At 36.4% G+C, this 15,168-nt stretch carries 15 protein-coding genes; 14 read left to right on the top strand and 1 reads right to left on the bottom strand.

The window, feature by feature from the left end; all coding sequences use genetic code 11:
* Positions 1–287 precede the first annotated feature (287 nt).
* From MWU78_RS21235 to MWU78_RS21225, 3 genes are all read left to right on the top strand, one after another.
* Positions 288–632, top strand: a complete 345-nt coding sequence (locus MWU78_RS21235) for a hypothetical protein (RefSeq protein ID WP_247001627.1) — start codon at positions 288–290, stop codon at positions 630–632.
* Between the two features lie 326 nt (positions 633–958).
* Positions 959–2,659 (top strand): GMC family oxidoreductase, encoded by a 1,701-nt coding sequence (locus tag MWU78_RS21230; protein WP_247001625.1) that lies wholly within the window; start codon positions 959–961, stop codon positions 2,657–2,659.
* A gap of 3 nt (positions 2,660–2,662) precedes the next feature.
* Positions 2,663–3,256 carry a gluconate 2-dehydrogenase subunit 3 family protein gene (locus MWU78_RS21225; RefSeq protein WP_247001623.1) on the top strand — a complete coding sequence of 198 codons (594 nt, stop codon included), beginning with the start codon at positions 2,663–2,665 and terminating at the stop codon, positions 3,254–3,256.
* A 583-nt stretch (positions 3,257–3,839) separates the two neighbouring features.
* On the opposite strand, the gene MWU78_RS21220 is transcribed toward MWU78_RS21225, so the two are convergent.
* Complete coding sequence (locus tag MWU78_RS21220) at positions 3,840–4,046, bottom strand: hypothetical protein (RefSeq protein ID WP_247001621.1); 207 nt, start codon at positions 4,044–4,046, stop codon at positions 3,840–3,842.
* Positions 4,047–4,519: 473 nt separating this feature from the next.
* Here MWU78_RS21220 and MWU78_RS21215 point away from each other — a divergent pair, with 473 nt between their 5' ends.
* The 11 genes from MWU78_RS21215 (at position 4,520) to MWU78_RS21165 (ending at position 14,952) form a co-directional block, all read left to right on the top strand.
* Positions 4,520–4,711, top strand: a complete 192-nt coding sequence (locus tag MWU78_RS21215; protein ID WP_247001619.1) for a hypothetical protein — start codon at positions 4,520–4,522, stop codon at positions 4,709–4,711.
* A gap of 460 nt (positions 4,712–5,171) precedes the next feature.
* Positions 5,172–5,486, top strand: a complete 315-nt coding sequence (locus MWU78_RS21210) for a glutamate synthase-related protein (RefSeq protein WP_348647126.1) — start codon at positions 5,172–5,174, stop codon at positions 5,484–5,486.
* Positions 5,487–6,028: 542 nt separating this feature from the next.
* Positions 6,029–6,823, top strand: a complete 795-nt coding sequence (locus MWU78_RS21205; protein ID WP_247001617.1) for an alpha/beta hydrolase — start codon at positions 6,029–6,031, stop codon at positions 6,821–6,823.
* 568 nt (positions 6,824–7,391) lie between these two features.
* Positions 7,392–8,765: a glycoside hydrolase family 140 protein gene (locus tag MWU78_RS21200; protein WP_247001615.1), complete on the top strand. Its 1,374-nt coding sequence runs from the start codon at positions 7,392–7,394 to the stop codon at positions 8,763–8,765.
* A gap of 420 nt (positions 8,766–9,185) precedes the next feature.
* On the top strand, positions 9,186–9,836 hold the full coding sequence (locus MWU78_RS21195) for a peroxiredoxin-like family protein (protein ID WP_247001613.1): 651 nt from the start codon (positions 9,186–9,188) through the stop codon (positions 9,834–9,836).
* A gap of 327 nt (positions 9,837–10,163) precedes the next feature.
* A complete protein-coding gene (locus tag MWU78_RS21190; RefSeq protein WP_247001611.1) occupies positions 10,164–10,592 on the top strand; it encodes a VOC family protein in 429 nt (142 codons plus the stop codon).
* A gap of 242 nt (positions 10,593–10,834) precedes the next feature.
* Entirely contained in the window at positions 10,835–12,019 is a 1,185-nt protein-coding gene (locus tag MWU78_RS21185; RefSeq protein WP_247001609.1) for a YHYH protein, read from the top strand.
* A 95-nt stretch (positions 12,020–12,114) separates the two neighbouring features.
* Entirely contained in the window at positions 12,115–12,396 is a 282-nt protein-coding gene (locus MWU78_RS21180) for a hypothetical protein (protein ID WP_247001607.1), read from the top strand.
* 174 nt (positions 12,397–12,570) lie between these two features.
* Positions 12,571–12,930: a nuclear transport factor 2 family protein gene (locus MWU78_RS21175; protein ID WP_247001605.1), complete on the top strand. Its 360-nt coding sequence runs from the start codon at positions 12,571–12,573 to the stop codon at positions 12,928–12,930.
* A gap of 170 nt (positions 12,931–13,100) precedes the next feature.
* Positions 13,101–14,381: a DUF2157 domain-containing protein gene (locus tag MWU78_RS21170; RefSeq protein WP_247001603.1), complete on the top strand. Its 1,281-nt coding sequence runs from the start codon at positions 13,101–13,103 to the stop codon at positions 14,379–14,381.
* A complete protein-coding gene (locus MWU78_RS21165; protein ID WP_247001601.1) occupies positions 14,371–14,952 on the top strand; it encodes a GDYXXLXY domain-containing protein in 582 nt (193 codons plus the stop codon). The genes MWU78_RS21170 and MWU78_RS21165 overlap by 11 nt, the downstream gene beginning before the upstream one ends.
* The last annotated feature ends 216 nt before the right edge of the window (positions 14,953–15,168 follow it).

Below are 15,168 nucleotides of genomic sequence, written 5' to 3'. Positions count from 1 at the left end.
CGTATTTCTTGCGCCAGTAGTAAAATGTACTTTTGTCGATACCCAGTTCCCTGGAAATATCGCCAACGGATCTTCCCTGTTCGTTTTCCCTTAGCGCCTTGACAATCTGGCTTTCCGTAAACTTTGTTCTTTTCATGTGACAGTTAAAATTTAAAATTAATAAATTCGAATTTTATACTGTCCTATTTTTAGGGAAGCCTACAATACTATTACCGTTCATTCAGGAACTTACCGTGAATGGGTGAAACCGATACGGGGTGGGTCGTCTAATTTAAAAAGAATTGTTTTTGGGACAGCTCCCGGAGAAATCGTCTATAAACGATTCGAATAATGAGGATTATTTAAATTACGACCCCGAATTAGCATTAATTGAAAAGGAAGGGGATGTATATCTTCAATTTTCTTTAAATAAAGCGTTTTTTGAGCATAAAGTGGAAATGATTTCGACCAAAACATTAAGTAAAACTAAAATAGTAAAGGCAGCTTTTGAAAACCCTAACCTTTCAGAAATAATTTTTGATGTAGATTATTTTGGCATCAATCGCTCAAATGATAATAGAATTGCAGGGCCCTTTTCAAATTTAAATATAGAAAATGGCCAATTGAAAATATGGAATAGCGCAAAGCCATAAAGTACGAACACCCAACAAAGCCGTGTAAAAATAATTTATTAGGTCTAACCTACTCTCAAAATCCTATGGATTTTCCTGTGGCTTGTTCCATTTCCAGTAAGATAGTTACTGAAACACCTGCCTACGGCAGGCAGGCGTAACAAATCATACACAACAACTTTCTAATAAATGTTACGCCACTTTGCCTCTATTCGAAATCAGTGATTGCCGATTTTCACAATCACCAAACATATGTATGATAGTAATTCGCCTAGTTCTTTCCTTAAATGTTAAGTCGCGCTATTGATTTATTCATTAACTTGATGGCTACTAGAAATACGTTATACATGGCAAATTTCAATATTGATGCAAAAAAGGACATGGTCTATGACGCCATCGTTATCGGCTCAGGTATCAGCGGTGGCTGGGCTGCAAAGGAACTCTGCGAAAAGGGACTGAAAACCCTAGTTCTTGAACGGGGCAGAATCGTTGAGCACGTAAAAGATTATCCAACCATGAACTTAGACCCTTGGGATAGCGAGCTAAGAGGCGTACTGACTCCTGAACAAAGAAAAAAACACCAAGTTAGTATACGTTCGAATTGGGTAAGTACTGATACAGCCCATTTCTGGGCAGATGATGAGGCCAATCCTTATACGGAAGTAAAACCTTTTTTATGGCTTCGTGCCCATCAAATGGGTGGAAGGTCTTTGTTATGGGGAAAGCAAACGTATCGTTGGTGCGATTTGGATTTTGAGGCAAATTCTAAAGATGGACACGGAGTAGATTGGCCCATGAGATATAAGGATATTGACCCATGGTATACCTATGTGGAGAAATATGCAGGTATTAGCGGAGAACCTTTAGGGCTTCCACAATTACCCGATAGCCATTTTCTACCGCCGATGAAGCTCAATTGTGTAGAAAAACATGTGAAAAGTAGAATTGAAAAGGAGTTTGACGGTAGGCATTTAATAATAGGGAGGTGTGCACATTTAACGGTACCACATAATGGAAGAGGGCAATGTCAATATAGGAATAGATGTAGCAGAGGTTGCCCGTACGGAGCCTATTTCAGTAGTAACTCAGTTACGCTACCTGCGGCCCATGCAACTGGTAAATTGACAATTCGACCATTTTCGATAGTGCAGTCTATTATTTATGATGAAGCTAAGGGCAAAGCTACCGGTGTTCGTATCATCGACGCAGAGACCAATGAAGACATTGAATATTCAGCCAAAGTCATTTTCTGCAATGCCTCAACTTTGAGTACAACACAGATTTTGTTGAATTCAAAATCAAACCGCTTTGAAAACGGATTTGGAAATGATAGTGGAGAACTTGGCCACAATCTTATGGATCATACCTATAGAGTTGGAGCCATGGGAAAAGTGGAAGGATTTGATGATAAATATTATAAGGGAAGACGGCCTAACGGAATTTATATTCCCAGATATTGGAATATAGATGACAAAACCAAGAATGATAAATTTCTACGTGGCTTTGGCTTCCAAGGAGGAGGATATCGCGGTGGAAACGCTGCCAATAGCGAAAATTTTGGAACCGATTTTAAAGAGAGTATCCTAAAACCTGGTCCTTGGGAATTCTTCATTACAGGTTTTGCAGAGTGCTTGCCCTATCATGATAATCAAGTTAGTTTGAATACTGATGTTTTGGATAAATGGGGACAACCTACTTTGGCAATTGACTCAGAATTTAAGGAAAATGAAAGAGCGGCTAACAAGCAAATTAAAGAAGATGCGGTGGAAATGCTCCAAAAGTCGGGATTAAAGGATATTATTGGTTTTGACAATGAACACCCACCCGGTTATGCTGTGCACGAGATGGGCACCGCTAGAATGGGTCTAGATCCAAAAACCTCCGTGCTTAACGGTTTTAACCAAGTTCATGCCGCAAAGAACGTTTTCGTTACCGACGGTGCTTGTATGACTTCTTCTTCTTGCGTGAATCCGTCATTGACTTATATGGCTATTACCGCGAGAGCTGCGAACCATGCTGTATCCGAATTAAAAAAAATGAACCTTTAAGTTATGGATAGAAGAAGCGTACTCAAAAAAACAGGATTAGTGGCAGGTGCTACCGTTGCCATGCCCACATTGCTTTCATTACTACAATCTTGCTGGAATGAGCCAAGATTGACCTGGAAACCTGAATTCTTTACAAAGGAAGAAGCCACCACTATAGGCACACTGGTTGAAATGATTTTACCGCGAACAGATACACCAGGAGCTTTGGATGTAAAAGTAGATGTGTTCATTGACAGAGTAATTTCTCAGACCTATGACCAAGAAGGACAGCAAAACATACGGAATGAAATCACCACCTTTAATAATCGTTGTAAGGAGAAATTCGGTACTAACTTTGCTAGCCTTGATGTGTCCGAAAGAGTTGAGGTTTTAAAAGCTGAAGAAAAGTCGACGGGCAAATTTAATCCAGGAATCTGGGGCATTACAATTGGTGACCAAGAACCAATTGGTTTTTATCGCTCAATGAAATCAATGGCGATATGGGCCTATTTCACTTCCGAAGTAATAGGCGAACAAGTATTGAGCTACGACCCCATTCCGGGCAGCTACGAACCATGCAAACCACTCTCTGAAGTGGGCAATCGTTGGAGTTTATAGTCGCCGCACATATCTTAGTTCGTGATAATTTGTATTCATACTGGACTGCTTATTCTAGCAATGATCTTTGTGGTCATTTTCCAATGTGAATGGCGTAAAACATAATCTCATTCACGAATTTTTTCCAATCTTAAGGCATACAGTACGAGTTTAAATAAACACTTCTTACAACATTGTATCCTATGAATAATAATGGTCTGGGTACTAAAATCAAAGTCTGTACTTTTGCGAAAATTTAGAGGTAATTTGAAGTTTTCGAGCTCTTTTATCCGCTATTATTCTTATACTTAACGTTATCAGCAATTCTAGGAGAGGTAAACATAAAACGAAATAAAGGAAAAATTATATTCTTTGTATAGAACAAAATAATTGCTAGGATGTCCTCATAATACCAGATTATATAGATAAGAAATTTCATTCAAAAGAAATTATATCCCATGATTCCAATTTCAATAAATTTGGTGCAAAAACAAATTCTATTACAAAGGAATTATTAGCATTATTTGTGATCGTTCCCTACCGTGAAACGCCACCGAATACAACAACTGCCTTTTGATGTAGCTCTTGATCTGGCGCATATCCTTTACCAAATCGTTGCGCCTATTAAATAGACTCCTGTGCTGTTCCCGTTCCTTCCCGGGATATGGTAACCACAGCAACCCGCCTCATATGCTACACTTACCTCGTGGTCCAGGAAAAGTTTCGTGAGGTGTTTCATTAAAAATTCCGGATCGGGAGCCATGCTAAAGGATCTGCCTAAAACAGGTCCGTGAAACAATGAATCTTCCAACTTCGTTTGTGTATGTCGATACCAATAAATAACTTAGGTGTGGCAGTAATTTGAATGTTCATATCTTTAATTTTTAGTTCATCTTAAAGATACTCGACGTACTACTTTTTCATAGATGCCAAAAACAAAAACGGTTCTGTTGCAAGCTTGAACCGTTTTTGTGTTTAATTAAGTATATTTCTAGATGAAAAGTAGTTGTATTTTATCCTCTACTGATGTTGTGCTAACCATTGGCAGTTATTAAAGAAACCCATCATGAATAGAAAATTGAAGTCACATTATTATCATTCATAGCAATTGGTACTTTTCTTTTAAGCTATAAACAAGAAAATGGCAATCCCGAATTATCTAAAAATGCTCCTGCCGAAATAAAGAAGACAGAAGTGAATTCAGATGAGGGAAATATAAAAGCAATTGTCAATACATTATTGTTTAATGCTGGGAATTATAATATAAACGCATTGGATTCAACGATGTCTGACAAAGCTATGCTTGGAAAAAGTAGATTAAAAGATGGAACTTGGTCTAATTCGGAAATAGCCATTAATGATTACTTTGAAAGTGTAAAAATGAGGAAACGAAGTCCATACTTTGAGATTCCGAACAACTATGACATTCTAATTACCAAAGGTAGATCGGCTATAGCTAGAGCTGATTGCATTTGATATAGATGGGGAATTCCTCAAACAAGAGAAGTTAATCATTTTACATTCAATAAAAAAAATGACAAATGGAAAATACTCAATATATCTTATACAGTAATAGATCTTTCAAAAGATAATAAAAAGTATGATTTAGAAGTTTTCGCACGAGGATACGCAGAAGCTTGGTGTAGCCAAAGGCCTAATTTGGTATCTTCCTTTTTCACTGAAGATGGTGAGCTGGCGGTTAATAACGGAAAAACCGCGAATGGGACGAATGCCATTTCTAATGAGGCTAAAAGATATATGGAGTCTTATCCTGATATGATGGTTTCACTTGATAGTTTGACCACCAAATCAGATAAAACACGATTTTATTAGACACTTTCTGGAATAAACAATTGACTCAACGGGACAGGGAATAAAGTTAGCATTAATCGATTTTAGGAATTTTTCTGATATAGTTCGTGAAGTGACTTGAGGAATTCTTATAGGTTTTAAATTATCAGCTAATCATATAATTGAAGAAGATATTCAATCTGCCTTAGATACAAGTGCAGTCTATATTATTTTGGACGGAATAGGTGGTGGAACTGGTGCTGCTCCATTAATATTTTTAAATAACGTTTCTGTACCAACTATTCCTGCTTTACCCAGAACCAGACACTATTTAGATAAAGTAAAAAGAAAAGAGGTAACTTTAATTATTACCGGAGGCGTTCGTGTTCCTGATGATTTTATCAAACCAATGACCTTTGGAGCAGACGGAATCACATTATCAAACTCTTCGTTACAATGATCTGGTTGCTTTCCCAAGCAACTATGCCTCTATCTGCAATTTCTGTTCGTCAGTGCCGGGTTTTGTAGTCTCGCTTCCTTCGATCCTAGCCTCGCAGCTAGCAAACTTGCCACTTACCTATATTTAAGACGTTACCCCTGCGCATAAAGTTCTTGCACCCTCTAGATTAATACCGTATCTTAGATAGGATAAAGATGCCCATGCTGGGCATGCACAATGGGTATAAATAACCAGCCCGACAGAGTCGTTCCCACCGGCCAAGCTTTTTAGCATGTTCCTAGCCCGAATTGATACCTGCCCGACTTTGTTGTACAGACGGACGGGTGGATTGGCGGGTTGATTCTTCTTGACTACTTCTGAAAATTCTCCCACGCCCAAAAGCGTGGCCGGACCGATTTTCAGATTGATGTGTACCTGCCTGCCGGCACGCAGGCTTGCAAACCCGCCCGAACGCATCGTTCGGTACGGGCGGGGTTAAGTGCTAAACCACGCAACTACTCATAGCCTAACCGCTAGTGGTAACCTGTTAAAACCTTAATAAAATGAAAACAGCAATCAATAAAACTTTATTTGTTTTGATGTTAATAGCAACGTTTATTGGCAAAGGACAAACGACCAAAGTAGACCACGTAAATCTTCAAAAAACAGATACACCGCTTACTTTTCTTTTTGTTCATGGAGCCTGGGGAGGTGGCTGGGAATACGCCAAAATGGATTCAATTCTTACTAAAAAAGGACATAATGTATTTCATCCAACTCTTACCGGACTTGGGGAAAGAGTTCATCTGGCAAATAAGGAAATTAATTTAACAACACACATTACTGACATCGTTAATGTAATCAAGTTCGAGAACTTAGAAAGTATAATTTTAGTAGGGCACAGTTATGGAGGAATGGTGATATCAGGTGTCGCTGAAAATATCCCTGAAAGAATAGACCAATTGATTTATCTAGATGCTTTCGTTCCCAATGATGGGGAAAGTGTAGAATCCATTAACGGAGAAGAGGTATGGAATGTAATGATAGTGCCAAAAATAAATGATGGATTTGTTTTATATCCTTTTGGCCCAACCAAGGCAACTCCTCCAACTGACGTACCACAGCCGCTTAAAACTTTTACAGAAGCTTTAACCATTAAAAATCCCCTTGTCAAGAAAATACCAACATCATTTATATTGATGAAAGAAGATGAAAAAGCAACATTTGAAGAATGGGGTGCAAAAAAAGCTCTCCTGAACGGTTGGAAAATATATGAAATGGAAGGAGGGCACTACGCGATGAGAGATCAACCTGAAAAATTGGTCGAGAAATTGGAGTTAATTCTAAGAGATCGATAGGACCGATAATGATAATAAAAAGACAGCCACTTACAATGCATATTATTCATAGCTACTCCTCGCCTAACCTGAAATATCTTTCTTTTATATGGCTGGATTTCTAGAACGAAAAATCCTAACGGATTTATTGCTGCGAAATCATGCCCAAAACCGTTGTAAGCCATGTTGAAAAATCAACTAATTATGAAATAACAAAATAATATTACTTCTATTAACAAGCATCTTTATTTCATTATGCTTAAATGACGCTAAACAAAAATAGAATTCTCATAAGGTCCAATATAAAACAGAACAGTTTTAATTGCTCGCAAATGGAAAACTTCAATATCTTGAACTAAGTGACACACCATATGAACGAGGTTTAACTCATGGCAAAGTATTAGGGAAAGAAATACAGGAAGTAATAAGCTTATTCAAACAAGAAATTGCAGAGACCTCTTAGTCCTTTGTATTTTAGCTATAATTTATAGGCATTAATCCATTATATTTATAATCAATAATATATATAGTCGTAAAGATACGAGCCGAGACCGTTGGCTAACGCCATAAAAAAGAAACAACACAAACTATGAAAAGTAAAATTCTAACATTATTATTAGTCTTATCGACTCAAATAAACTTCGGACAAAATTTGCCATTATTAAAAGTTAGTAATGGCCATAGTTATATTGTAAATCAATCCAACGAACCATTTTTTTGGTTGGGAGGAACTGCATGGGAATTGATACATCGATGTAATAAAAAGGAAATTGACCTATACTTGACTGATAGAGCGGAAAAAGGGTTTACAGTTATTCAAACCGTAATTCTTGCTGAGTTGGATGGATTGAATACGCCTAACGCTTATGGGGAAAAACCTTTAATTAATAATGATCCTACAAAGATAAATGAGAAATATTTTGAAATGGTAGATTATGTCATAAGTAAAGCAAATGAACTTGGATTATATATTGGACTGCTTCCAACCTGGGGTGATAAATTTAATAAAAAGTGGGGAGTTGGTCCAGAGATTTTTAACACAACAAATTCAGAAATATTTGGAGAGATTTTAGCAAAAAGATACCTGTCTCATAACAATGTTATTTGGATTCTAGGAGGCGATAGAATTCCTGAAAATGAACATCATTTTGCAATAATAAGAGCAATGGCAAAAGGTATCCGCAAAATTGACACCCAACATCTAATTTCATATCATCCGGTAGGAGCACAAAAAGCAACAGATTTTTTTAATGATAAATGGCTAGATATTGATATGTATCAAAGTGGACATAACAGAACAGCGAGAGAATATCAATACGTGGTTGAAAGTAAGAAATCAAAAACAAAAAGACCAATAATAAATGGAGAAGCACGATATGAGAATATTATGGATAGATTCTGGGAAAATAAACACTATGGCTGGCTTGATGATGCTGATGTCAGGATTTCTGCATATTGGAGCATAATTGCAGGTGCAGCAGGATATACTTACGGTTGTAATGATATTTGGCAAATGTATAAATCAGATCGAACTCCAATTCTTAATGCAAGAACTGGTTGGACTACAGCACTTGAATTGCCCGGTTCTTCGCAAATGAAATATATGAAAGAAATTTTTGAGGTCATACCTTGGCAAAAAATGATTTTTGATCAAACATTAATTCAAAACAATAATCCCGAAAACGAATCATACAAATTATCCGCAATAGGAGAAAATAAAGACTTAATTATTGCCTATACTCCGATTGGTCATCCAATAGAAATAGATTTAACAAAAATAGATTCTGAAAAGGCAATAGCATATTGGTTTAACCCCCGTAGTGGTAAAATTGTCAATATCGGTGAATTTGAAACAAAGACTTCACAAGAATTTAAGCCTTGGTCAGATGGTTGGGGCAGTGATTTTCTACTAATACTTGTAAGTAAAGGTGCAAACTATGATTTTTCTAAGTTTGATGAATAACGTTTGCTGACAAAATTTAAATATTAGCCGGGTTCAGCGGGTTATTCAACCGCAGTTCTCCGTTGCAACACCGCCAATTAGTCTTTGATGATTGACGGAAAATTTGAAACTATGAATAAACGTGTTGACTCCGTGGGATACCCAGTCAAGATTAATTACAGTCTTTGGTAACACCAAAGACTGTATTGGCGGGCCAGTACTAGCCTATTTATAAAATACACACACACAAAAGCTTGATACCACCGATTTTTTTTCGGTTTTTATTTGTTAAATTGGCTGCATTAACACCCAACATATCTTACAACTAAGTATAAAAGAACAAATCCATTTCACTGCTTTTTAATACAATTCTGTAGAGCATAATTTAAAAACATGTATCGCATTACTTTGATATAAAACTTATTATCCAATAAATAAATAATGAAAAAACTAAAAGAACTAACTGATGCTAAAATTGCAGCAGGACGAGAAGCTAATCCTGAGTTCATGAGTGGTGTTGATAATATTATTAAACAGGAAAAGGCCTTTGAAAAAGGGGAAAATGCAATTAAAATTGGACAGAAAGCTCCTAGTTTTGAGCTGCCTAACCCTGAAGGTAAATCAATATCATTAAATGTTTTACTGGAGAAAGGTCCTGTTGTTATTACTTTTTATAGAGGTAGTTGGTGCCCTTACTGTAACCTACAGCTTAGAGCCTTGCAGGCTAGACTAGATGATATCCATGCATTAGGTGCTACATTGGTTGCCATAAGCCCACAAGTACCAGATGGATCATTGACAAAAGATGAAATTAGTAAGATGGACTTTATTGTCCTGTCTGACCAAGATGCAAAAGTTGCTCTGCAATATGGTGTTGCATGGGAAGTACCAGAGTTTTTGGCAGAACACATGCGTGAAGATCGAAAACTTGATTTAGAAAAAATTAACAATGGTAACGGTAATGTATTACCAATTCCGGCAACGTTTGTATTAGGACGGGACGGAATAGTTACATGGCGCTATGTTAATGTTGACTATAGAACTCGCTCGGAGCCTGATGAAATTATTGAAGCCTTGAAAAATTTATCTTAAGAACCTACCGCTAATTAACAGAAACAGTTATTAGTTTACCTCAAAAATAATTCAACTTCATTGATTGCTTAGCTCGTTTATAGGTTTCTGGAATAAAACTACCTTCAACAGCATTATAAAAGCTTATATTTATAATACAAATCTAAAGGACATAACAAGAGGTAGATGAGAGGCCCAACCAACCAAAAACAAACACCTGGCCAGTAATTGGGTACGAAAAAGAGTTTATCAATTGCCAATTCGGCTGTAAATTAATAAAAGTAGCTCTTGAGAAGCAAATTATTTATTTAATTGACAATTTCGAGTTCGAATTCAAATTTCAAAAAGATGAAAACAACAACATTTCTAACATATGTTGGCGAACAATGCGGAAAGGCTGAAGAAGCGATAAATTTCTACACTTCTATATTTCCAAATTCGGAAATTAAAAGCATCATAAAATACCAAGAAGGAGAGGCTGGAGGAACACCGGACCTTATCAAATATGGAGTATTTACATTAAATGATACAGAGTACATGGTTTCCGAAAGTAATTTTGATCACCCTTGGTCATTTACACCAGGGGTATCACTGTTCGTTGAATGTAAGTCTGAAATTGAGATACAAACTTTATTCGAAAAACTTTATTCAAATGGAGGCCAGATTATGGTTCCCCTGGACAATTACGAAGGTTCAGGAGATTACGGATTTGGTAAAAAATATGGTTGGTGTGAAGATAAATATGGTATTTCATGGCAACTTAACCTGTCAGAATAAATTCGTATTATGATTTGAGCCGCCCTACTTGAACGAATAAATGAAATGAAAATAGATAAATAAATACTGCCAACTAGGAATCCTATGAAATCATAACACCCTGCGTAATGCAACACTTCATACACAAGCGCGTTGCCTATAATGTTGAATACTGTAATTGTCTGACTAAAAAATTGAGACAATCATTTTTAAACGAATGGTCTTATGATTAGTTTAAAAATCGATTTAAAAAATCAACCAAAATGAAATATATCATACTTCTAATTTTAACAGTTACATTCTTAATTTCTTGCAAATCCAATCAAGAAAAAAAGAAAGAGCAAGGACCACAAGAACAAAGACCGTCATCAGCACAATTGATTTCGGAAATGGACAGTAACAAGGACGGAAAATTATCCAAAACTGAAGTCCAAGGACCAATCGCTAATGATTTTGCGAATATTGACATTAATAATGACGGGTTTTTGACATTGGAAGAACTTATTAAAGTAGAAAAAAATCAACAAAACAGACCACCAAGGCAGTCTAACGAAAATAAGGATTTGTCAAATCAGATTAATACCGAGGCTAAAGTTGTTCCAGTAAACACAGATTATTTTATTTCAGAAAACATCATTGGCGGAATTCAAAAGCAAACGATTGAATTAAATGGAGTTGAAACACTTTGCTATGTCATTAAAACAAATTCGCAAGCAACCGAACATCAAATGGGGCCTTGGTGTCCTAGACACATTGAGGATGGAATGGAGAAAGCAGGAATATGGTTTAGAGATGGAGAAGTTTATGATGTATCTGGACATTTCATTGCTAATTTGGATGAGTTCTATAGTGATGACAAGTGGAAACTATATAGAGAAGATGGAACGATAAAAGTCACGGATACAGAAGAGGGCTGTTTGGCTGCTGCAAAACCAGAAGTAGAAGAACAATATAATAATTATTGCGTTGAATGTTTGCCCGAATACTTTAAAGACCAGGTAACAACTTTTGTAATTCCCGTAACCCCGACGTATCTCAATTCGACTCAAAATTTTGGAAGAGGCGGAATAGGAATTGCTTTCAATGGAGTTAATTTCGACCCACCTGCCCCAGTACATGCTATTTTAGCCGCTCATACAATAGCACCTTTAGACGACCACGGAGGACACGTAAACCCGCACGGAGGTTATCATTACCACGCGGCTACAGGGTCAACAAAAGAAATTGTTCAAACCAATTCGCACTCCCCAATGATAGGATATGCCATTGACGGATTTGGGATTTTCGCTTTATTGGATAAGAAAGGTAATAAACCCAACGATTTAGACGAATGCGGTGGACATTTTGATGACACTAGAGGATATCATTACCACGCAGGTCAACCAGGTGAAAATCAAGTCATAAAGTGTTTACACGGACTACCAGGTTATACCGAAATAAAAGAATAAAAAACACTATATACAACCATGGCTCCTAGGAAATTAGACTAATTATTGCTTCGTCCACTTCATTTACCAACCTCTGTAAGTAATAATATCCAAATTTGAATCAACTAAAAAAATCCATATCCGAAAAATATGAACCCGAGAAAGTTGACATAAAAATCAAAAACAATGATGAATTGATTGTATCACTTATTGACCATAAATTTGATGATTATAGTCCTGCTAGAAAAGAACAAATTTCTCGAGAAATTGAAAAGCTGGCGCAGGAACTTAGAAAAGATAAGGAAACAATTAAATCAGGTGTGGTGAATTTCCGAGATGAGGGAAATTATGGTATTGCTAAAACAAGCAGCAAGGAAACTTTCCAAATGTTCGAGTAGATAAACCTACGCTCTACAATTTATAAAAACAATGCTTAAAGCAGTCTCAGTTCCCAATTCCGTGCCCACTAACAACGCCTTCCTGTCCTTGGGCATTTAATCTGGCCATGGCATTGTTCTTATACTAAACTAACTGTCTTAACGAACGTATGGCAAAAACAGTAGATTGAAAAAATGGAACATTTAAAAAAAGAAATAGCGGAACTTTTCTCAAATGGAAAGTTTGAAAAAGTAATAAGTCATTTAAGTGATGGCATCGTTTGGAATGTTGTCGGAGAAAACACCTATACAGGGAAAAAAGCAGTTTCGGAAAATTGTCAACAAACGGCGGAATATTTTAAATCTGTACAAACGGATTTTAAAACTGACGAAGTAATTGTTTCGGAAAACAAAGTAATCGTGATTGGAACAGCGGAATTTAAACGGGACGGAAAATCATTAAATTTTATCTCCGCCTGTGATGTTTATGATTTTAATGATAAAAATGAGATTGAAAAAATTTCCTCGTATTGTATTCCTATAAAAAAGAAATAAAAAAACGTTGTATATCAAAGGCTAAAAATCGTTGTTTTGCTTTTTTACTAAAATTCAAAAGTTTTTGTACTTTTAATCTGACATGTATCCAAGTTCGATTTGATTGCCTATAAATCTCAACAACAGATTATTAACTTAGGCGTTATCAAACATATAACACCACAATTAACATGATAAAAGATATTCCCGAACTTGTTAAAGCTGAGGTGATTTCACAAGAAACGGCAGACAAAATACGAGATTTTTATCGGGAAAAAAGAGGGCAGTCAACAAACCGACTTTTTATTGTTTTTGGAATATTAGGAGCAATATTGGTTGGACTGGGAATTATCCTAATGATCGCCCACAACTGGGACGAACTTTCACGTCAGACCAAAACGCTCTTAGCTTTTCTTCCATTGCTCATTGGACAAACACTCTGTGGATTGGTATTAATAAAAAAACAAGATAGTATCGCATGGAGAGAAAGCGGAACCGCTTTTTTGTTTTTCGCAGTGGGAGCAAGTATATCTCTTGTTAGTCAGATATACCATATACCAGGAAATTTAAGCTCATTCCTTCTGACCTGGATGTTGCTATGCCTCCCATTGATATATGTGATGAAATCTTCCATAGGCTCGTTGCTCTATCTAATTGGAATAACCTACTATGCTTGTGAAACAAGCTACTGGACATTCCCTAATTCCGAATCATACTTTTACTGGGTACTTCTGCTTACTATTATCCCTCATTATTACCTGTTGTACACGAAAAAACTCCAAAGTAATTTTATGATTTTCCACAATTGGCTAATTCCACTTTCTCTGATAATTACACTGGGTACTGTTGCAAAGCAAACCGATGAACTTATATATATTGCCTATTTCAGCCTTTTTGGGTTATTATATTTAATAGGGGACTTGGATTTTTTTTCAAGGCAAAGACCACGAAATAATGGTTATAAAGTTTTAGGGGATCTTGGAACAATTGTATTGCTCCTGATACTGAGTTTTGATTGGTTCTGGGTGGACTTGAGAAGAAAGGATTTCGTATTCCTTGATATAATCACAACCCCTGAATTCTTTGCTTCTACTATAATATCCCTATTCGCTAGTGGCCTACTTATCCTGCAACTGAAAAACAGATCGCTGAAATTTATTAAACCTATAACGTCTGTTTTTATTCTGTTCATCATAACCTTTATTATTGGGCTATCATCACCACTATCTGTAGTGCTTACCAATATTCTTGTTTTAGCCATTGGAATTTTAACAATCAGGGACGGAGCCAAGCTTGGCAATTTAGGGATTTTGAACTATGGGTTGATAATTATTACCGCTTTAGTTGTTTGCAGATTCTTTGACACAAATCTAAGTTTCGTAATAAGAGGGGGGCTATTTGTTTCGGTTGGCATTGGCTTCTTTGCAACAAATTACTGGATGCTGAAAAAGAGAAAATCTAATGACCAATAAGAAAATATTATTATTTGTATTTATACTCGTTGCCTTAGTGCAATTGTATACCCCTGCCAAAATGATTATTGATAGAGAAGATATATTGCATAGAGGTAAAGAATATAAATTTAAAACCGAACCAATTGATCCAAGCGACCCTTTCAGAGGAAAATATATTACGCTTCGTTATAAAGAGGATACTATTGAGATTAAAAATGAAGCGGAGTGGTTAAGGGGTGAATCAATTTATGTTTCTCTTACATCAGACAATGAGGGTTATGCAAAAATTAGATCTGTCTCAAAAGAAAAGAGAACAAATAATCAAGACTTTTTAAAAACCAAAGTGAGTTATGTAACGGATAATGGTTCTAACAAGTTGACTATTGACTATCCATTTGATAGATATTATATGGAAGAATCAAAGGCGTACGATGCTGAATTGACTTACCGCGAATCGCAACTTGACACAAATCAGATTGCCTATGCGCTGGTACAAATAAAGGATGGGGAAGCAGTATTAAAAGATGTGCTGATCAATGGAGTTCCAATTAGGGAAATTGTCATAAAGGATAAAGAAAATCAAAAATAATCGTTTGCCAGCGGAACTTATGAGTAATGTAGGCATCGGGCCGGATTTAATGGTTTGCCTATATTTAATGTGTCCGCCAAATTGAATAAATAAAAATACTTAAAAAATCCGTCCCCGCCCGAATCGGTAAGGGCGCGCGTACAGAAACCAGATCGACAAATCATTCTAGCGGGAGACACCTGACCAACTTTGTTATTCTGATGGGCGTTAGGGCAG

Source organism: Arenibacter sp. F26102, assembly GCF_023015865.1.
GTDB lineage: Bacteria > Bacteroidota > Bacteroidia > Flavobacteriales > Flavobacteriaceae > Arenibacter.
Note: the sequence above shows the minus strand (reverse complement) of the source record. Positions and strands in the feature narration are given on the sequence as shown.